15 protein-coding genes are annotated in these 19606 nt (G+C 70.9%); 8 read left to right on the forward strand and 7 right to left on the reverse strand.

From position 1 onward, the window contains the following. The first annotated feature begins 7 nt into the window (after positions 1–7). Positions 8–1534, forward strand: coding sequence for a glycerophosphodiester phosphodiesterase (locus NR112_RS08775; protein WP_256793615.1), 1527 nt, complete (start codon positions 8–10; stop codon positions 1532–1534). On the opposite strand, the gene NR112_RS08780 is transcribed toward NR112_RS08775, so the two are convergent. The 6 genes from NR112_RS08780 to NR112_RS08805 all read right to left on the reverse strand — a co-directional run bounded on the left by NR112_RS08780 (position 1520) and on the right by NR112_RS08805 (position 8284). Next, positions 1520–2650 (reverse strand): glycosyltransferase family 4 protein, encoded by a 1131-nt coding sequence (locus tag NR112_RS08780; RefSeq protein ID WP_256793616.1) that lies wholly within the window; start codon positions 2648–2650, stop codon positions 1520–1522. The genes NR112_RS08775 and NR112_RS08780 overlap by 15 nt on opposite strands. Positions 2651–2721: 71 nt before the next feature. Beyond that, positions 2722–3309 (reverse strand): CDP-alcohol phosphatidyltransferase family protein, encoded by a 588-nt coding sequence (locus NR112_RS08785; protein ID WP_256793617.1) that lies wholly within the window; start codon positions 3307–3309, stop codon positions 2722–2724. A gap of 233 nt (positions 3310–3542) precedes the next feature. Next, complete coding sequence (locus NR112_RS08790; protein ID WP_256793618.1) at positions 3543–3968, reverse strand: adenylyltransferase/cytidyltransferase family protein; 426 nt, start codon at positions 3966–3968, stop codon at positions 3543–3545. 115 nt (positions 3969–4083) lie between these two features. Continuing rightward, on the reverse strand, positions 4084–6279 hold the full coding sequence (locus NR112_RS08795; protein WP_256793619.1) for an acyltransferase family protein: 2196 nt from the start codon (positions 6277–6279) through the stop codon (positions 4084–4086). An 8-nt stretch (positions 6280–6287) separates the two neighbouring features. Next, positions 6288–6926 (reverse strand): methyltransferase domain-containing protein, encoded by a 639-nt coding sequence (locus NR112_RS08800; protein WP_256793621.1) that lies wholly within the window; start codon positions 6924–6926, stop codon positions 6288–6290. Between the two features lie 8 nt (positions 6927–6934). Beyond that, entirely contained in the window at positions 6935–8284 is a 1350-nt protein-coding gene (locus tag NR112_RS08805) for a DUF1972 domain-containing protein (protein ID WP_256793622.1), read from the reverse strand. Positions 8285–8506: 222 nt separating this feature from the next. On the opposite strand from NR112_RS08805, the gene mfd reads away from it, so the two are divergent. From mfd to NR112_RS08820, 3 genes are read left to right on the forward strand one after another with little or no spacing between them, the layout of a single operon-like run. Then, positions 8507–12241, forward strand: coding sequence for a transcription-repair coupling factor (mfd, locus tag NR112_RS08810; RefSeq protein WP_256793623.1), 3735 nt, complete (start codon positions 8507–8509; stop codon positions 12239–12241). 33 nt (positions 12242–12274) lie between these two features. After that, positions 12275–12844, forward strand: coding sequence for a SurA N-terminal domain-containing protein (locus NR112_RS08815; RefSeq protein ID WP_256793624.1), 570 nt, complete (start codon positions 12275–12277; stop codon positions 12842–12844). 19 nt (positions 12845–12863) lie between these two features. Beyond that, on the forward strand, positions 12864–13838 hold the full coding sequence (locus NR112_RS08820; RefSeq protein ID WP_256793625.1) for a MazG family protein: 975 nt from the start codon (positions 12864–12866) through the stop codon (positions 13836–13838). 169 nt (positions 13839–14007) lie between these two features. Here the strand turns inward: NR112_RS08820 and NR112_RS08825 are convergent, their stop codons facing one another. After that, positions 14008–15372 carry a sugar transferase gene (locus tag NR112_RS08825; protein WP_256793626.1) on the reverse strand — a complete coding sequence of 455 codons (1365 nt, stop codon included), beginning with the start codon at positions 15370–15372 and terminating at the stop codon, positions 14008–14010. A gap of 505 nt (positions 15373–15877) precedes the next feature. On the opposite strand from NR112_RS08825, the gene eno reads away from it, so the two are divergent. The 4 genes from eno to NR112_RS08845 are packed head-to-tail and all read left to right on the forward strand — an operon-like array spanning position 15878 to position 19588. Continuing rightward, complete coding sequence (gene eno, locus NR112_RS08830) at positions 15878–17179, forward strand: phosphopyruvate hydratase (RefSeq protein ID WP_256793627.1); 1302 nt, start codon at positions 15878–15880, stop codon at positions 17177–17179. A gap of 4 nt (positions 17180–17183) precedes the next feature. Beyond that, positions 17184–17993, forward strand: coding sequence for a septum formation initiator family protein (locus NR112_RS22880; protein WP_256793628.1), 810 nt, complete (start codon positions 17184–17186; stop codon positions 17991–17993). A gap of 58 nt (positions 17994–18051) precedes the next feature. Next, complete coding sequence (locus NR112_RS08840) at positions 18052–18621, forward strand: DUF501 domain-containing protein (protein ID WP_256793629.1); 570 nt, start codon at positions 18052–18054, stop codon at positions 18619–18621. Next, positions 18614–19588: a Ppx/GppA phosphatase family protein gene (locus NR112_RS08845; protein ID WP_256793630.1), complete on the forward strand. Its 975-nt coding sequence runs from the start codon at positions 18614–18616 to the stop codon at positions 19586–19588. Before NR112_RS08840 ends, NR112_RS08845 begins: the two co-directional genes overlap by 8 nt. Positions 19589–19606 lie beyond the last annotated feature (18 nt).

Here is a 19606-nt window from a genome sequence, read left to right on the forward strand (position 1 = left end):
GACGACCATGAGCGACCCCCCACGCTACGGGCGGCAGGGCTCCTTGCCGTTCGCGACGTGGGGCGACCGGGCGGTGTCCCGGCGCTCCTTGCTGCGGGCGTTCGGTGGTGCGGTGGTGGTCGCCTCCGCGACCGCCGGCTGCCAGGGCGAGGCACCGGTGAGGGCCGGCGACTACACGGTTGCCAGGTGGGTGGCCGAGCGCGGCACTGGGTACCTGATCGGCCACCGTGGTGCCGGCGACGTCGTCCCAGAGCACACCCTGGAGGCCTACGAGGCCGCCCTCGGCTGGGGCGCCAAGGCCCTCGAGATCTCGGTCGTGCGGACCCTCGACGGCGTGCTGGTCTGCCAGCACGACCTCACGCTCGACCGCACCACCGACCTCTCCGGTACGATCTCGAAGCTGCCCTGGTCGCAGGTTCAGAACGCCCGGCTGCAGGTGCCACGACTCGGGCCACGCTGGTCGGGCGAGCGGGCGCCACGGCTGAGCCGCCTCGAGGACGTGCTGGCGAAGGTCGGCTCCCGAGCCGTCCTGTGCCTCGAGGCCAAGGACCACGAGGCCTACCCCGCCATGGTCGAGATGGTGGAGCAGCAACGGCTCAAGGAGTCGGCGGTGATCAAGCTGCACGTCAGCTCGACCCGGTTCGCCGAGGCCAAGGAGGCCGGCTACCCCGTGTTCGGCTACCTCGGCAGCTTCTTCGAGACCACGCCGGCCCGCATCAAGGAGCTGGCCGCCCGCCTCGACCCACGGACCGACTACCTCGTTGTTCCCAGCAACGAGAACGCCGAGTGGCTCCCGGACAAGCTGCTCGCCGCCGCCGTCGCGACGAAGGTGCCGGTCTGGGTCTTCGGGGTGCACCGACGCTCCGAGCTGGCCCACCACCTCGGCAATGGGGCCGCCGGGGCCGTCGTGTCGAGCATCGGCTACCTCGGGGGAACCACGACCGCGCTGCGCGCCGACGTGTGGGAATCGGGCGCCATCTCACCGGGGGAGATGACGCACCGACCCGAGAGCAACGACTACGCCCTGGCCTGGCCGGGTGAGGGTGCGATCGGGTTGACGCTTGCCGACCGACAGTCGTTCGTGACGTTCGGCCAGCTCGCTCCGCTGCGTCAGCCGTCAGGCCCCTACGAGCTCTCGCTCGAGGTGCGAGTCGATCGCATGCCGACCCAGTCGTCCACGAACTTCACGGTCGCGTTCGGCCACGCCGACGACCGGTACTACGAGCACCGGCAGGGCACCCAGAACGGCTACCACGCGCTGCTGCGCATGGACGGCAGCCTCGAGCTCTGGGCCCACGCCGCCGGGTCGCAGGACGGGGTGCCACTCGGCAAGCCGGTGTCCGGTGGTGCTCCCGTGGTCGGCACCTGGGTGCCGCTGCGACTGGTGGTCACACCGACGGCGCTCATCTGGACGAGGCTCGACACCGGCGCGAGCGTCACCGTCGCCGACTCGCGCTTCCGCGGAGACTACGTGCACGTGGGACGGTCCGCCATCGACGGCGCCCTGTCGGTGCGCCGACTACGAGTCGGCTGAGACCAGCCGCTCGGTGGCGAGCGGGGCGTCGGCTCCGGGGCCGCCGTCGACCGCCTGCGCGACGGCGCGACGGTAGCGCTGGGGGGAGAATCGCTCTCCCGCGGGTTTGCGGGCCGCCTCGGCGCGCTCGACGAATCCGGGCCAGTCGGCGACGACCTGCGCCACGGCATCGGCAAGGGCCTCGGCGTCACCGGGTTCGACCACGACGGCGCTCGCCACTCCGGCGACGGCCTCGGGCAGGCCGCCCGTGCGGCTGACAACGACGGGGCGCCCGGCCAGCACGGCCTCGACGGCCGTGTTCCCGAACGGCTCGGGCTGGGTCGAGGGGACGACGACGACGTCGTGGCTCTCGATGGTCTCCCAGACGGAGGATCGGAAGCCGAGGAACGACACGGCATCCACGTCGACGAGGTCGGCCGCCTGGGTGCGCAGGTCGCGCTCGAACCACTCGTAGCCGGCGAAGACGTCGCCGAGCAGCCCGATCGAGGCAGGGATGCCGCGTCCGCGCAGCTCGCGCACGGCGCGCACAGCGACGTCGGGACCCTTGCGCGGGGACAGTCGACCTACGAACAACAGACGGACCGTCCCGCCCAGGTCGGCGCGGGCCGGGCTGGAGTGGGACGAGTCGGGACCCGCGACCCCGTTCGGCACGACCTGGCTGCGCCCGGCCAGCCGTGGCAGGACGTCGGTGAGGACTCTGGCGGAGTACTCGCTGTTCGCGAGGACACGGTGGGCCGCAGCCAGGGGCCACACCATGCCGCGCTCGATCATGCCCGACGGGTGACGTTCGGCCTCGTGCACGTGGCACACGGTGCGTGCCTGGGCGAGCCGCCCGGCCAGCACCCACGAGGGGATGGTCTGGGTGCTCACGTAGACGGCCACGGGCCGCACCTCGCGCAGCAGGGCGGCCGTCGGCCCCGCGGAGCGCAGGAGGGTGGCGACGAGGGAGAGGAACCCGCGAGGTCGCAGGGCCGCCTTGCGCAGCACCGGCATGGCCAGCACCCGGCACTCGGCGCCGCGGTTCTCCAGCTGGGCGACGAGCGGACCGTCGGACGGAAGGGCGACGACGACGCGGTGACCCGACTCGACCAGACCCTGGACCGACTCACAAAGCATCCGGTCCGACCCATAGAGCTCGGCCCCCGGGTGTGCGACAACGACGACCGGTCGGTTGTCGGCTGCGGGGCTCACGCGGCGTCCGGGGAGAGGTCGACGTCGCGAAACCATTTCGGCAACCCGAGCACGAGGTAGCCGAGGCTGCCGAGCAGCAGCAGCCCGTACACGGCGACGAACGCGTTGGGGAGGCCCCACAGCACGAACACGACGCAGAGCAGGCCGTAGTCGGTCGGAATGACGACGATGGAGCGCAGGGTGGACGCCGGCTCATCCTTCGTGGCGCCCCGGCCCCCCTGGTTGCGCTTCAGCTGGTCGGTGAGGACGAAGGTGAAGAAGAGCATGTTCGCCACGAGCAGGAAGAGCATCGGCAGGAGGCTGACGGCGGAGTCCCCGAACGTGCGGTGAACACCAAGAAGCACCGCCAGGTGCAGGGCGGTGATCTTCGCGCAGTCGACCACGTGGTCGAGCCACTCACCTGACGGTGCACCCGAGCCGCGGAGGCGGGCGAGCTGCCCGTCGGCGGAGTCGAACGCGTAACCCACAGCGAGCAGCAGAGCTACGAGGATGCCGAGGGGGACAGATCGCGGCAGCGCACCGACGAGCAGGATGCCGGTGAGGGAGAAGCCGGCGCTGATCGCGGTGACACCGTTCGGGGTCAATCCCGCGTGGTATGAGGCGGCCGCGAGCACGCGGCCCGCAGGCCGGTTCACGAACCGCGAGTACGCGGGCGCTCCGCGGTTTGGCTTCTGGTGGCTGCGCAGCCGGTCGACGGTCTCGCCGAGCGTCTCGGTGGAACCTTCTCTAGCGGTCACGTGATCTGCCCCCAAAGGCGTGGTGTCGCTGGTCGCCGGATGATGACCGTGCGAGAACTCAATGTCTGCAGCGACCTTGGTCAGGAAGCCGCAAGGAAGTTGCGCAGGATCGTGCTCGACGTCTCGCGGGTGTAGGGGAAGTAGACGACCTCGACCCCGACGTCCCCGAATCGCCGCTCGAGCTCGATTCCCTTGCGCGTGCCCTTCCAGTCATCGCCCTTGAAGAAGATGTCGAACTTCAGCTCCGACCAGGTCTCGAGCTTGTCGGGAACGGTCTCGGCGTGCACCTGGTCGACGAACCGGATGTGGTCGACGATCTCCAGCCGCTCGGAGAGAGGGACGACGGGACGTCGCCCCTTGGCGAGTTCGGCCATCTCGTCGGATACGACGCCGGCGATGAGGTGGTCGCACTGCGACCTGGCCATCCGCAGGATGTTCAGATGCCCGATGTGAAAGAGGTCGTAGACCCCCGGCGCGTACCCGACGCGCGCGTCTTTACCCACCATGTCCCCCATGATCAGTCTGCCCCCGCCGTGTGTCGTCATCCCCGCTTGCCATCGTACTGGCGCCGCCGGAGGCGTCTGAGGTATTTGGCCACATCCGCCGCTTCTCCTCACCCGGTCACTCGGCCAGGGCCGGAGCAACGGCCGCGGCGAACACCGTGCCCAGCATCTGTGCCGCGCGCATCGTCAGGTGGGTCGAGTCGGTGCGCAGCATCGTGTCGCCGGCGAACGCGGGGCACCGGCCGTCGGGGGTGCAGAACCAGGCGCGCACGTCGACGGACGTCACCGACCGCTGGCCGAAGCTCGCCCGGGTCTCGGCCACCGCGGCCGCGGTGGCGGCGGCCGCCTCGTCGGTCAGCTCACCCCGATGGCTGAGGCAGCGCGAAGGGCCCCCGACACGCGATAGGCAGGTCGCCGGGTCGTCGACGCGTGGTGGCGCGCCGAGGACGACGACGTCGGTGTCGAGACGGGACAGCGCCGTCAGGGTGGCCGCCGTCCCGCGCTGCCACTCCGCCTGGGCGGCCGAGCCGGTGGCGCCGCTGTCGAGGTAGAGCAGCGAACCCTCCGAGGAGGACACCACGACGAGATCGGGCTGGAGCCGACCGACCTCGTCGAGCATCCGCTGTCTCGCGTCACGGCACTGGGCTGGGAAGCGGGAGTTCGCCGCCCGCTGGTTGACGTCGACCGCGACGAGCGGGCAGCTCGCATAGCCCAGTGACACGACGCGCCAGCCCTGCGGCACGAGGGCTCGTTCCAGCGTGGGTGCCCACGAGAGCGCAACCGAGTCGCCGACCAGCACGGCAGTGCGGGTGGCCGCGGTGGTGCCGCCCTCGCAGGTGCGGGGGATGCCGGGCGAGGCGACGTCGTTGCGGCATCCGGTTGGCGCAAGTGACATCTGGGGCGGTGCCTGGGCAGCGGTCAGCTCGTCGGCCGACGGCGAGAGGTTCGGCCAACTGGTGGCATCGGCCGCCTGCGCGATCATGGCCTGCAGGCGAGCGGCCTGCGGCTCGCCCGTCGTCGGGAAGGTGCGCTGGGGCGCCGAGCGGCCCAGCGCGTCGAGGGCGGCCGCGGACGAGCGCACGAGAGCCGGCCCCTTCAGCTGCACGCCGATCATCCCGACGATGAGCACCGCGACGCCCGCGGCGACGACCACGTCCAGACGCAGCGGGCCTGGTGCGGCACGGTGTGCCCGGAAAGGCGTCTCTACCCACCGCTGGGACAGGACCGAAACGCCGATGCTCATCATCAGGAGCACCAGACCTGCGAAGACGGAATCGCCCAGCAGCACCGCCCCGAAGATGCCGATCGGGAAGTGCCACAGGTAAAGGGAGTAGGAGATCCGCCCGGCGAACTGCAGGGGGGCCAGCCCGAGCAGCCTTGCCACCGGGCCGTTCTCATCCCGCGCCCAGATCACGACGACGGTGCCGAGCACGGGTACGAGCGCCCACGGATAGGGAAAGCTGGAGCCGGTGTCGAGGGTGAACGCGGCCGCGAACACAGCGACGAGCCCGAGCAGTCCGATCGCGGCGAGGCGCCCCCGGTGACGTCCGTCGTCTGGACGTCGGCGGGATGCTGTGGACGTACCGACGGCGACGAGCGCACCTGCCGCCACCTCCCAGGCACGTCCGACGCTGTCGAAGTACGCGACGCTGGGGTCGCGTGCCTGCCGGTAGGCGGCAACGGCAAGGGAGGCCAGGGCAACCAGGCCCAGGGCGACGAGCAGGAGTCGCCGTCGTGCGGGAGCCTCCCACCGGCGCGACACCCAGAGCAGGACCATGAGCAGCAGGGGCCAGACGATGTAGAACTGCTCCTCGACGGCGAGGGACCAGTAATGCTGCACCGGCGACACGGCGTCTGCTGCCTGCAGGTAGTCCGTGCCCATTGCGATCAGGTGCCAGTTACCGACGAAGGCCGCGGCGGCGGCGGAGTCGAGGAGCGTCTGAGTCGCTCGTGGCGTGGGCCATAGAGCGAAGGCGGCCACAACCGTGACGAGCAGGACGAGGGTGCCGGCCGGCAGGATGCGACGGGCGCGCTGGCCGTAGAAGGCGGTGAGGCTGACCCGACCGAACCGGCGTTCACCACGCAGCAGGATGCCGGTGATGAGGTAGCCGGAGATGACGAAGAAGACATCGACCCCGATGTAGCCCCCCGCGGGCAGCCGGAAGAAGTGGCCCAGCACCACGATCAGCACCGCGATGGCGCGCAGGCCCTCGATGTCGCGCCGGAAGGTGCTGGTGCCTCGGGCCTCGGGGTCGACAACGGTCGACGACCGTGCAGGCCCTGACCGGTCGGGGCGTGTGCGCGCGCGAATCACGTTGATGCTCAATTGGTTCGCTTCCCGACGACGTGATGGCCGCCCGGCTGTCGGGCCTGCGTCGCCGGCGGTGCCACGTAGAACGCGAGAAAGGTGGACGACCAGGGCGAACCGACGACCCGGGTGCCCTTTGGGAGCAGCGCCTTGAACTCGGAGAGGCTCAGCAGCCGGGTGAACTCCGACCGCCTGCGCCGCCACTGAGGGAGCCAGTGCAGCAGCACGGTGGCGGTGTGTGACTCCATGGGGAACCAGCGGTTGGGGGTTGTGATGACCCAGCTGCGCCCGACCCTCGACTGCTCCTGGACGAACCGCCGCTGGTCCTCTATGCCACCCACATGCTCGATCACGGCCTGGGCCACGATGAAGTCGGTCTGGCGGTCGGCGAACGGAAGGGATCGTCCGTCCGCGCGCACGAACGGCCACTCGAGCGCTGGGCACGCCAGCACGTCGACGGCGGCGAGAACCCTCGACTGCTGGGCCACCGACCGCTCGACGATCATCTCGTTGACGTTGCTACCGGGGCTGCAGCCGACGAAGATCACGTCAGAGACGCCCACCTCCTGCATGAACGCCCGGATGGTCCGGGCCTTCTTCGTGCGGCTTCGCACGCTGAAGGCGAGCACGGCGTGGCGCAGGTGACGATTCACGGCTGTTCCTAGGTGAGCGAGGACGGCTGCGTGTTGGCCGCGGCCGTGTCAGGCGACGGCCCCGCCCCTTCACCGGCCGGTCCATGAACCCTCGCAGCGGACACGTCGAGATCGGGCGGGGGGACGGGCGTGACACTGGTTCGTGCAGCGGAAGGGGCGTGGCCGATGACATCGCTGGAGGTCACGGCGAGGGAAGGCCGACGACGTCGGCGCTGCGGTCCGCTCGTCTCGCGCGCGGCCAGCGCGAAAGCGAGATTCTCGTACTCGTCGGCGACGCGGTCCCAATCGTAGTCACGGGCCCGCCGACGCAGCCGGTCGCCGCGTTCGTTGGTGAGGTCATCGAAGAACTCGGCGTCGGCCAGCAGTTCGGGCAGGTCGTCGGCCTCGAGGAAGTAGCGACCCTCCTCTCGCAGAACCTCGCGGTTGAAGTCGACGCCGTAGGCGATGGTGGGGGCGCCGGCGCCGATGGCACGCAGCAGCGACGGGTTGGTGCCGCCGACCGAGTGGCCGTGGAGGTAGGTGAGAGCGTTGCCGTAGAGTTGGTCGAGCAGCTCCTGATCGTAGATGCCGCCGACGAGACGCACGCGCGTATCGTGACCGGCCAGCCTCCGTACCTTGGCGATGTACTCGTAGGCGTAGGGGGCGGACCCCACGACGACGAGCGGCTTCTCGGCCGAGCTGCGCACGTAGCCCTCGACGATGACATCAACGTGGTTCTCAGGCTCGAAGCGGGCGACGACGAGGTGGTACTGGCCCGGCCGTACGTCCATCTCGAGCAGCCGGTCGGAGCCGACGTTCTCGAGAATCGGCGCCCCGTAGGCGATCAGCTCGGTCAGGGCGCCGAACTCGCGGTCGTAGTAGTCGGCGATGCCCTGCGCATCAGCGATGAGCGCGTCGGACAGCCGCACGCTCATCTCCTCGGCGCGGCGGTAGTAGTTCCGACCGGCCTGGCCCCATTTGGCGCGCTTCCATTCCAGGCCGTCGACGTGCGTCGCCACCGGGATGCGGGCGGCTCGAAGCGCCGGCAGAAACGGCGCGTTGGCCGCATTGAAGACGAAGGCGACGTCGGTGCGGTGAGCGAGCAGGTGCATCGTGGAGACACCGGTGTGCGCAAGCGTATCGAGCGTGCGTCGCCTCAGTGTCGGTAGCGTGACGAGTTCCATCCCGAGGTGTGAGGTCAGGTGCTCCTCGACGTTACCCTCGCGGCAGTAGACCCGCACGTGATGGCCGCGAGCGGCGAGGCGCCTGCCCACCTCCTCCACGGCTGTCTCGAAGCCGCCATATCGTGCCGGCACACCCCGCGTACCGAGCATCGCGATCGAAAGCCGCGCGTCATGTACCCCGCGTTGACCCACCATGAAATGTCCCCCACTCGTCGGTGCCGTCCCGAAGGCGCCGACTGTTATCGCTGAGATCCCCGATGCTGATGCTACGGGCGCCTCTGCCGCACCGTCGCGAAACGACGAAACGGGAAGGGTTGCGGCCGGCCGACGGCTTCTCGGCGCCGAAGCCGTTCCCGGTATGCACGTGCCAACCGGGGTCCGGACCTGTCACCGGGCGCACCTAGACTTGGCAGTCTGATGTCGCACCCACTGATGTCCGCCTTCAGGGCGCTTCCCGATGTCCGCCACGTCCTCAAGCAGGTCGGGCGTGCCCGTCTCGTCGACGTCTCCGCGAGTGACGGCACCCGGCCGTTCCTCGTCGCCGCGCTGGCCCAGCAGGCCGACCGCTCCGGAGCGGACGCTCCGGGCGATAACTCCGCAGCGCGCGGCCCCGAGGCCGCCGCCGCGGCCGTCAACGAGGCCGCCCCGGTCGTGGTCGTCACGGCGACCACGCGCGAGGCCGAGGACCTCGCGAGCGCGCTCGGGCTCCTCCTCTCCGCCGACCGGATCGCCGTCTTCCCCTCCTGGGAGACGCTGCCCCACGAGCGGCTCTCACCGCGAAGCGACACCGTCGGCCGGCGCCTCGCCGTGCTGCGCCGGATCGCGCACCCCGACCCCAGCGACACGGCATACGGCCCGCTGTCGGTCGTCGTGGCCCCCGTGCGCGCGGTGCTGCAGCCGCTGACCAAGGGTCTCGGCGACCTCGTGCCCGTGGCGCTGCGGCCCGGTGACGAGCGGGCCCTGCCTGACGTCGTCGACGCCCTGGTGGCCGCGGCCTACACGCGCACCGACCTCGTGGAGCGGCGTGGCGAGTTCGCCGTGCGCGGCGGCATCCTCGACGTCTTCCCGCCCACCGAGGAACACCCGGTCCGCATCGAGTTCTGGGGCGACACGGTCGAGGAGGTGCGCTGGTTCAAGGTCGCCGACCAGCGCTCCCTCGAGATGGCGGACCACGGACTGTGGGCGCCGCCCTGTCGCGAGCTGCTGCTCACCGACGGCGTCCGAGCCCGTGCCCGAGCCCTCGCCGACCAGCTCCCCGGGGTCTCGGAGATGCTCTCCAAGGTCGCCGAAGGCATCGCGGTCGAGGGTATGGAGTCGCTGGCCCCGGCCCTCGTCGACGGCATGGAGTCCGTCCTCGACGTCCTGCCGCCGACCGCTCTCGTGCTGCTGGCCGACCCGGAGCGCATCCGACGCCGCGCCCACGACCTCGTCGCGACGAGCGATGAGTTCCTCGAGGCGAGCTGGGCCAACGCCGCCGCCGGCAACGAGGTCCCCGTCGACCTGCAGTCACTGCTCGGCAGCGCGTCCTACTGGACCCTCGCCCAGGTGCGCGCGCACGCCGCCGCACACGACCGCCCCTGGTGGACGCTCAGCCCGTTCGCCGCCGATGACGAGCTCGTCATCGAGGACGACGACGTCGACGAGCGGCTCGCCGTGCGCACCACCGACCCCGAGGCCTTCCGGGGCGACACCGACCGCGCCGTCAAGCACCTGCGCGAGCGGGTCGCCGACGGCTGGGCCGTCGCCGTCGTCACCGAGGGCCCCGGTCTCGCCAAGCGCGTCGCCGAGGTGCTCGGGGAGCACGAGGTCGCCGTGCGTCCCCTCGACACCACCCGCGAGGACGCGCTCGAGCCGGGCTGGGTCCACGTCACGACCGCCACGCTCGGCCGCGGCTTCGTCCACGAGGGCGCCCGCGTCGAGGTGCTCACCGAGACCGACCTCACCGGCCAGCCCGGCAGCGGCACGTCCACCAAGGACATGCGTCGTATGCCGTCGCGGCGCCGCAACCAGGTCGACCCGCTGCAGCTGCGCCCGGGCGACCACGTCGTCCACGAGCAGCACGGTGTCGGCCGCTTCGTCGAGATGATGCAGCGCACCGTCGCCGGCGCGACGCGCGAGTACCTCGTCATCGAGTACGCCCCGGGCAAGCGGGGCCAGCCCGGTGACCGTCTCTTCGTCCCCACCGACCAGCTCGACCAGGTGACGAAGTACGTCGGCGGTGAGGAGCCCACCCTCAACAAGATGGGTGGCTCCGACTGGTCCAAGACGAAGTCGCGGGCCAAGCGCTACGTCAGGCAGATCGCGGCCGACCTCATCCGTCTCTACAGCGCCCGGCAGGCCACGAAGGGACACGCCTTCGCGCCCGACACCCCGTGGCAGCGCGAGCTCGAGGACGCCTTCGGCTACGTCGAGACCCCCGACCAGCTGATCAGCATCGACGAGGTCAAGGCCGACATGGAGAAGCAGGTCCCGATGGACCGGCTCATCTGCGGCGACGTCGGCTACGGCAAGACCGAGATCGCCGTTCGTGCGGCGTTCAAGGCCATCCAGGACGGCAAGCAGGTCGCGGTCCTCGTGCCGACGACCCTCCTCGTCAGCCAGCACCAGCAGACCTTCGCCGAGCGCTACTCGCAGTTCCCGGTCAAGGTGGCCTCCCTCTCGCGCTTCCAGAGCGACAAGGAGGCCAAGGACGTCATGGCCGGGATGGCAGACGGCACGATCGACCTCGTCATCGGCACGCATCGCCTCCTCGCCAAGGACGTGACGTTCAAGGACCTCGGCCTCGTCGTCATCGACGAGGAGCAGCGCTTCGGCGTCGAGCACAAGGAGCTGCTCAAGACGATGCGCACCGCCGTCGACGTCCTGTCGATGTCTGCCACGCCGATCCCACGCACGCTCGAGATGGCCGTCACCGGCATCCGCGAGATGTCCACGCTCGCCACGCCGCCCGAGGAGCGCCACCCGGTGCTGACCTTCGTCGGCGCCTACGACGAGAAACAGATCACGGCTGCGGTCCGGCGGGAGCTGCTCCGCGAGGGCCAGGTGTTCTTCGTCCACAACAAGGTGAGCAGCATCGAGAAGGCGGCGGCGCGACTGCGCGAGCTCGTGCCCGAGGCGCGCATCGCCACCGCCCACGGTCAGATGGGCGAGCACAAGCTCGAGCAGGTCGTCGAGGACTTCTGGGAGAAGCGCTTCGACGTGCTCGTCTGCACGACGATCGTCGAGACCGGCCTCGACATCTCCAACGCCAACACCCTCATCGTCGAGCGCTCCGACGTCCTCGGACTGTCCCAGCTGCACCAGCTGCGCGGTCGCGTCGGCCGTGGCCGCGAGCGAGCATATGCCTACTTCCTCTACCCGCCCGAGAAGCCGATGACCGAGACGGCGCACGACCGTCTGCGCACGATCGCCAGCAACACCGATCTCGGCTCGGGCATGGCCGTGGCCATGAAGGACCTCGAGATCCGCGGCGCCGGCAACCTGCTGGGCGGCGAGCAGTCCGGCCACATCCAGGGCGTCGGGTTCGACCTCTACGTGCGCCTCATCGGTGAGGCCGTGGCCGACTTCCGCGGCGACGCCGTCGACCTTCCGGCCGAGATCAAGATCGAGCTGCCCGTCGACGCGCACCTGCCGCACGACTACGTGCCGGGGGAGCGGCTGCGTCTAGAGGCCTACAAGAAGCTCGCGACGGTCGAGAGGTTCGAGGCCGTCGACGAGATCGAGGCCGAGCTGCGCGACCGTTACGGCGCACCGCCCAAGCCCGTCGAGAACCTCCTCGAGGTCGCGCGGCTGCGCGTCGTGGCCCGCGAGGCGCGCATCGGCGACATCGGGTTGCAGGGCAAGGTCGTGCGCTTCGGGCCGGTCAAGGACCTGCGCGACAGCCAGCAGCTGCGGCTCATGCGCCTCTACCCGGGCACGATCGTCAAGGAGGCCCTCGGCACCATCCTCGTCCCGGCCCCGATGACGGCCCGGGTGGGTGGCAAGCCGCTGCGCGACGTCGAGGTGCTGACCTGGGCGCGGCAGCTGATCACCGCCGTCCTGCTCGACGACATCGCCGCCGCGTCGGTCGCCGCGGCCTCGTCAGGCGCGTCGTCGAGCGCGTCGACGGGCCGGTCGTCGGGGGCGGCGGCGACCCGTGTGGGAGCACCGTAGGATGTCAGACGCATCCGCCAGAGGAGGAAATCAGTGAAGGCTTGGTCTGCTCAACCCGCGAGGCGCGTGGCCGTCGTCGGCATCGCCGCGCTCGGCGCCGTGTCGCTGCTCGGCGGGTGCGGTTTCGAGACGCGCCAGCAGGCTGCCGCCGTCGTCAACGGCGAGGTCATCCACGAGTCCGACGTGCGGGAGACGTACGACCAGCTCAAGGCGGCCAAGCTCGACTTCGCCGAGAACATCGTCGTCACAGCGCTCGTGGCGGCGCCGCTGCTCAAGGACGCCGTCGAGAAGTCCGGCAGCTGGAAGCCCGACGAGACGTACGCCTCGGTCATCTCCTCGATCCCCGACGCCACCGACACGACGAAGGAGTTCGTCGCCGCGGTCGCCCTCATCCAGTCGCAGAAGATGACACCCGCCGACGTCGCCGCCTACCGCGCGGACCTCAAGAAGGCCGACATCAGCGTCAACCCCAAGTACGGCTCCGTCGTGCCGTCCGCCGAGGGGCCCGTCTACTTCACCATCGGCCAGCAGACGCCCAACTGGGTCAAGCCGGGCGGCAACACCGCCCCGGCCACCGCCCCGGCCACCGCCCCGGCCCAGTAGACCTCAGCAGCCCTCCGTCGTGACCGCCCGCGTCGTCCTCCTCGTCACGACCCCACGCATCGCTCCGGGTCTGCTGACCCGTGAGGCGTGGCAGAGCCTCGCGGGGGCCCATGCCGTGTGGGGCCGTCCCGACGAGCCGCAGGTTGCCGCGCTCGTCGAGGCCGGCATCACGGTGCTTCCCCGTGGGGACGGTCACCCGGCCGACCTCGCTCGCGACCTCGTCTCCGCCTCCCAGGGGGGTGACGTCGTCTGGGTCGGCTCGTCCGACGGTGACCCCGGTCTCAGCGACTCGATCGCCGTGGAGGTGACGCGGTTGCCCGAACCGCCTGAGGTGGAGCTGCTCATCGGCTCCTTCGACGTCCCCGGTGCGCGGCTGCTGGACGTCGTCGCCGTCATGGACCGGCTCCGCTCGCCGGGCGGCTGCCCCTGGGACGCCGAGCAGACCCACGAGTCGCTCGTGCCCTACCTCCTCGAGGAGGCGCACGAGGCGATCGAGGCCATCGAGAGCGGCGACCCGGCGCACATGCAGGAGGAGCTCGGCGACCTGCTGCTGCAGGTCGCCTTCCAGTCACGGGTGGCGCAGGAGCACCCGAGCGAGCCGTTCGACATCGACGACGTCGCCGGTGCGCTCGTCGACAAGCTCGTCCGACGACACCCGCACGTCTTCTCCGACATCGAGGCCGACACGGCCGACGCCGTCGAGGCCAACTGGGAGTCGATCAAGGCCGACGAGAAGCAGCACCGCAGGCACCCGGTCGAGGGCGTCCCGAGCTCGCTGCCGGCCCTGGCCCGGGCCGAGAAGTACGTCTCGCGCCTGCGTCGGGCGGGCCGCGAGGACCTCGTCGACGATGCCGTCGCGCGTGGCGGGCTCGGCGCGCAGCTGCTCGACCTGGTGCGCCGGGCACGGGACGAGGGCATCGACGCAGAGAGCGCCCTTCGCCGGACGCTCGCCCAGCTCGAGCAGCACAGCGCCGAGGCACCGCGTCGCGGGTGAGGTCCGCCGTCCGGCGACGACGCCACCCGTGCTCGCGGAGGGGCACGGGATCGGCGACGTCCGGTCAGGGGGGTGAACGTCGCCGACCCCGCATTCGGGTGGCGCTGGTGCGCGCCGCCCGGGTGCGAGGGCGGTTGAGGGACCACGTCCTCGCTGCTCGTGGGATCGGTCAGTACGCGCCGCGTGAGGCGAAGACGGCTCGGACGGTGCGCACCAGGATGGAGAGGTCTTGCACGGGTGACCAGTTGTCGACGTAGTAGAGGTCGAGGCGGACCGTGTCGTCCCAGGACAGGTCGCTGCGACCGGACACCTGCCAGAGACCCGTGAGTCCCGGCCGCACGTGCAGCCGCCGTTGGACGTCCGGCTCGTAGCGGCGCACTTCCGACGGGAGCGCAGGCCGCGGGCCAACCAGGCTCATGTCACCGTTGATGACGTTGAACAGCTGCGGCAGCTCGTCGATGGAGAAGCGGCGCATGATGGAGCCGACGCGGGTGATCCGAGGGTCGTCCTTGGCCTTGAAGAGCACGCCTTCCGGATTCTTGTTCAGGTGGCTGACGCCACTCAGGCGAGCCTCGGCGTCCACGACCATGCTGCGGAACTTGAGGCACTCGAACAGCTCGCCGTCACGGCCGACCCGGATCTGGCGGAACAGCACGGGGCCGCCGTCATGGATCTTCGTCAGGATCGCGAAGACGAGCATGACGGGCGAGGCGAGGGCGAGAGCGGTGCTGGCACCGACCATGTCGAAGATGCGCTTGAAGCTGCGGGAGGCCGCGAGGCTCTGCGGCTGTTCGACGTGGACCAGCGGGAGGCCTCCAACCGGACGCATGGCCATCCGCTCGGAGGAGATGTCGTTGAGACTGGGCGCCACCGCCATCTGGACGTCGTGGCCCTCGAGGTCCCAGGCGATGTGCCGGAACTCCTGGGGTGAGGAGAACGCGCCGCCGGTCAGCAGCACGAGGTCGGCATCAGATGCGAGCGCCTCGGACGCCGTGTTCTCCGTCGAGCCGATCACGGCCACACCACCGGGCGTCAGGGTGCCCGGAGCAAGGTCGGGCAGCAGGGCCCCGATGACCCGGTAGCCCAGCCACCGCTCGCGGTCGAGCACCCGAGCCACGTCATCGACGTGCGACGCGGCACCGGAGAGCAGGACCCGAGTGAGCAACAGGCCCCGGTCGTGCAGCCGGTAGATGATCCGTCGTGCCGACCAGCGCCAGAGGAGCAGGAGCGGGACGCCGATGAGGAACAGCTGCACGAAGAAGGCCCGCGACAGGTCGGCCTTGGTGAGGTAGCTCGTGATGCCGATGAGGCCGGCGGTGATGCCCGCCGCACTCAGCACCCGCGCATACTCGCTCGAGCCCACCCCCAGGTGCGACTGCGCGTAGCTGCCGCGCAGGATGTTGGCGAGCATCCATGCCATCACGACCCAGGGCCCCACGGACATGGCTGCTTCGTCGACGTCGTTCGTGCGCGGGAAGACCGGCGAGGCGAAGTGCCCCACGCCCGCCACAGCCACGACAACGGCGATGATCACGGTGTCGCCGAGTGCCAGCCCCAGCTGCAGCAGACGGTGTTCCCGAGCTCGGTCGCTGGCCGTGTGCGTTCGAGGACGCGCACTGACTCCGAGCAGCAAAGCCCTTGGTTCGCGCATGGGAACACCCATGGACACCACCCACCCCCAGCGCCCCCAGGCGCGATCACGTACTGCTCCACCCCCCCGGATGGCTAGTTGCGAGTATGCAGGTCCGGGAGGTGTGCGGGGTCAGGAAACGGTAAATAGGGCGGTCTTCGGGAGCACAAATTTGGTCGCCTGACCGGTATGCCCCGGTGTCTCCCGGTGTGTCCCACGCCCCTCGGCCGGCTGCAGTGATGGATCCACCCACCGGCCCGTATGCCGGGTCGCTCCACCGGCCCGGAGACGCCACGGGCTAGGCTCGTCCCCACGTACCTGTGCTCGGCGCGCGGGGTCTGCAGCGCTGCGACTCGTCCTCGCCGAGCATCCATGAGCACCATGAGCAGCACCAGCACAGGAGAGCCAAGTGGCCAGCATTGAGGAGATTGGCGCCCGCGAGATCCTGGACTCGCGCGGCAACCCCACCGTCGAGGTCGAGATCCGTCTCGACGACGGCACGTTCGCTCGCGCGGCCGTCCCGTCGGGCGCCTCGACCGGGGCTTTCGAGGCCTCCGAACGGCGTGACGGTGACAAGGGCCGCTACCTCGGCAAGGGCGTCGAGCAGGCCGTCGATGCCGTCATCGAGGAGATCAACCCGCGCCTCGTCGGCTTCGACGCGAGCGAGCAGCGCCTCATCGACGCCGAGATGATGGCGCTCGACGGCTCGGCCAACAAGGAGAACCTCGGCGCGAACGCGATCCTCGGCGTCTCGCTCGCCGTCGCGCACGCCGCCGCCGAGTCGGCCGGCCTGCCGCTCTTCCGCTACGTCGGTGGCCCGAACGCCCACGTGCTCCCGGTCCCGATGATGAACATCCTCAACGGTGGGTCGCACGCCGACTCCAACGTCGACATCCAGGAGTTCATGATCGCGCCCGTCGGCGCGCCCACCTTCCGCGAGGCCGTGCGCTGGGGCGCCGAGGTCTATCACGCGCTCAAGAAGGTCCTGCACGAGCGCGGTCTCGCGACCGGCCTCGGTGACGAGGGTGGCTTCGCCCCGAACCTCGAGTCCAACCGTGCCGCTCTCGACCTCATCCTCGAGGCGATTAAGGCCGCCGGCTACGAGCCGGGCCGCGACATCGCCCTCGCGCTCGACGTCGCGGCGTCCGAGTTCTTCGAGGACGGCTCCTACGCCTTCGAGGGGGCGAGCAAGTCTGCCGACGAGATGATCGCCTACTACGCCGAGCTCGTCGAGGCCTACCCGCTCGTCTCCATCGAGGACCCCCTCAACGAGGAGGACTGGGACGGCTGGAAGTCCATGACCGACCTGCTCGGCTCCAAGGTGCAGATCGTCGGCGACGACCTCTTCGTCACCAACCCCGAGCGTCTCGGTCGCGGCATCTCGACCGGCACCGCCAATGCGCTGCTCGTCAAGGTCAACCAGATCGGCACGCTCACCGAGACGCTCGACGCCGTGACGCTCGCGCAGAGCAACGGCTACCGCTGCATGATGAGCCACCGCTCCGGCGAGACCGAGGACGTCACCATCGCCGACCTCGCCGTCGCCACCAACTGCGGCCAGATCAAGACCGGCGCCCCGGCCCGCTCCGAGCGCGTCGCGAAGTACAACCAGCTGCTGCGCATCGAGGAGGAGCTCGACGACGCCGCCGTGTACGCCGGCACGGGCGCCTTCCCGCGCTTCGTCGCGAGCCGCTTCGGCGCCGAGGGCTGACCTCGTGGCCGACCGCACGCCGTCCCGCCCGGGCCGCCCGTCGTCGACGGGCCGCTCGGGCGGTAGCGCGCAACCGGCCTCCCCCCGGCAGGCCCCCGGCGCGAGTCCCGGTCCCAAGCCCGGTCCCAAGCCCGGTCCCAAGCCCGGTCCCAAGCCCGGTCCGAAGGCCGGTCCGAAGAGCACGTCCAAGCCGGGGGCCGGCGCCGGGACGTCGGGCTCGGCGTCCACCGGTCGCCCGTCCTCAGCTCGGTCGGCCAGCCGCGCGGGCGCGAGCCGCGCGTCGGCCACCCGCCCGGGTCAGTCCCGTCCCGGGGCTGCGCGCGCGAACCGTCCCGGGGCCGGCAAGGAGCGTCCCGCCCTCGCCGCACGCCCCCGCAGCCAGCAGGCGGCCCCGCCGTCGGCCTCGACCGCCTGGGTGCGCGGTGCCATCCTGCTCGGCATCCTCGTCATGCTCGCCGTGACGATCGTGCCCACCCTTCGTTCCCTCGTCCAGCAGCGGGGTGACGCCGCGGCCCTGCAGGACAAGGTCACCGCCCAGCGTGCGACCGTGGCACAGCTCGAGCGCGAGGCCGCGCTGTGGAAGGACCCCGCCTACATCGAGGTCCAGGCCCGCGAACGCCTCAAGTTCGTGCGGGTCGGCGACCGCGCCTACACCGTGATCGACCCGTCGACCAACGAGGCGAGCGCTCCCGCCGCGGAGCGTCCCGTCGTCGCCGCGCCCATGGCCAACGCCGCATCGCCGTGGTACGGCAAGGTGTGGCAGTCCATCCAGATCGCCGACCGACCCACCGCCGGGGTCAGCCGCCCCCAATGACCCCGTCGTCACCCACGGCAACCACGGCGCCCTTGAGAGCCCGAGAAGTGAGTCCCGCGTGAGCGACCCCTCCCGTCCGTCCGCTCCGGCCGCCGCCCACCACGTCGAGGTCGCCGACCTCGATGCGGTCGAGCGCCAGCTCGGACGCCGCCCGCGCGGTGTGGCCGAGGTGGCCCACCGCTGCCCGTGCGGGGAGCCCGACGTCCTGCGCACCCAACCCCGCCTGCCCGACGGCACCCCGTTCCCGACGACGTACTACGCGACGTGCCCGCGCCTCACCGGCGCGGTGAGCACCCTCGAGACGGCTGGGGTCATGAAGGAGATGACCGAGCGGATCGCTCACGACGAGGACCTCGCGGCCGCCTACGCGAGGGCGCACGAGCACTACCTCGCGCAGCGGGCCGAGCTCGGCGACGTGCCCGAGATCGACGGCATCTCGGCCGGTGGCATGCCGACCCGCGTCAAGTGCCTCCACGTCCTCGTCGGACACTCCCTGGCCGCCGGCCCGGGGGTCAACCCGCTCGGCGACGAGGCCCTCGCGATGCTCGACGACTGGTGGCTGCCGACGTCGTGCGCAGCCCTGCACGCGGCCGAGGACGCCGCCGTCGAGGGAGCCACGGATGAGTGACGGGACCGTCCGCGTCGGCGCGATCGACTGCGGCACCAACTCGATCCGCCTGCTCGTCGCCGACGTCGACCCGCAGACAGGGACGCTCACCGACGTGCTGCGCCGGATGGAGATCGTCCGCCTCGGCCACGGGGTCGACCGCACCGGTGTCATCGCCCCCGAGTCGATGGAGCGCACGCTCGCCGTCACGCGGGAGTATGCCGCCTCGTGCCGTGAGCTGGGCGCCGTGCACGTGCGCTTCGTCGCCACCTCGGCGTCCCGCGACGCGCGCAACGCCTCGGACTTCATCGAGGGCGTGCACGCGGCCTTCGTCGAGCACTTCGGCTCCGAGGTCTCGCCCGAGGTCGTCTCCGGTGACGAGGAGGCCGCACTGTCGTTCGCCGGTGCGACGGGCGGCCTCGCGGCCCAAGGCGTCTCCGGGCCCTACCTCGTCGTCGACCTCGGCGGCGGCTCGACCGAGCTCGTCCGCGGCACCGACCGCGTCGAGGCCGCCCGCTCGGTCGACATCGGCTGTGTCCGGATGACCGAGCGACACCTCGTGTCCGACCCTCCCACCGACGACGAGGTCGCGGCCGCCACGCGGGACATCGACGCCGCACTCGACGTCGCTGAGTCCGTCGTCGCGCTCGAGGGCGTCGCGACGCTCGTCGGTCTGGCCGGCAGCGTCACGACGATCACGGCGCACCTGCTGCGCCTGCCGGCATACGACCCGGAGCGCATCCACCTGGCTCGTTCCGCCCCGGCCGACATGGTCGCGGCCTGCGACGACCTGCTGGCGATGCCGCGCGCGCAGCGTGCCGAGCTGCCCTACATGCACCCGGGCCGGGTCGACGTCATCGGCGCCGGTGCGCTCGTGTGGCGCCGGATCGTCGAGCGGGTCGTCGACCGTGCAGGTGTCACCGAGGTCGTCACGTCCGAGCACGACATCCTCGACGGCATCGCCCTCAGCGCGGCCCGGCGCAGCTGACCACGCCTGACCGGCGGG

Source organism: Terrabacter sp. Ter38 (assembly GCF_024519435.1).
Classification (GTDB): Bacteria; Actinomycetota; Actinomycetes; order Actinomycetales; family Dermatophilaceae; genus Terrabacter.

Excerpts from the sequence above, each read along its gene's own strand:
- NR112_RS08790 (WP_256793618.1), bottom strand. The coding sequence starts at position 3,968 with ATGGTGGGTAAAGACGCGCGCGTCGGGTACGCGCCGGGGGTCTACGAC.
- NR112_RS08780 (WP_256793616.1), bottom strand. The coding sequence starts at position 2,650 with ATGCTTTGTGAGTCGGTCCAGGGTCTGGTCGAGTCGGGTCACCGCGTC.
- mfd (WP_256793623.1), top strand. The coding sequence starts at position 8,507 with ATGTCGCACCCACTGATGTCCGCCTTCAGGGCGCTTCCCGATGTCCGC.
- NR112_RS08775 (WP_256793615.1), top strand. The coding sequence starts at position 8 with ATGAGCGACCCCCCACGCTACGGGCGGCAGGGCTCCTTGCCGTTCGCG.
- NR112_RS08845 (WP_256793630.1), top strand. The coding sequence starts at position 18,614 with ATGAGTGACGGGACCGTCCGCGTCGGCGCGATCGACTGCGGCACCAAC.
- NR112_RS08805 (WP_256793622.1), bottom strand. The coding sequence starts at position 8,284 with ATGGTGGGTCAACGCGGGGTACATGACGCGCGGCTTTCGATCGCGATG.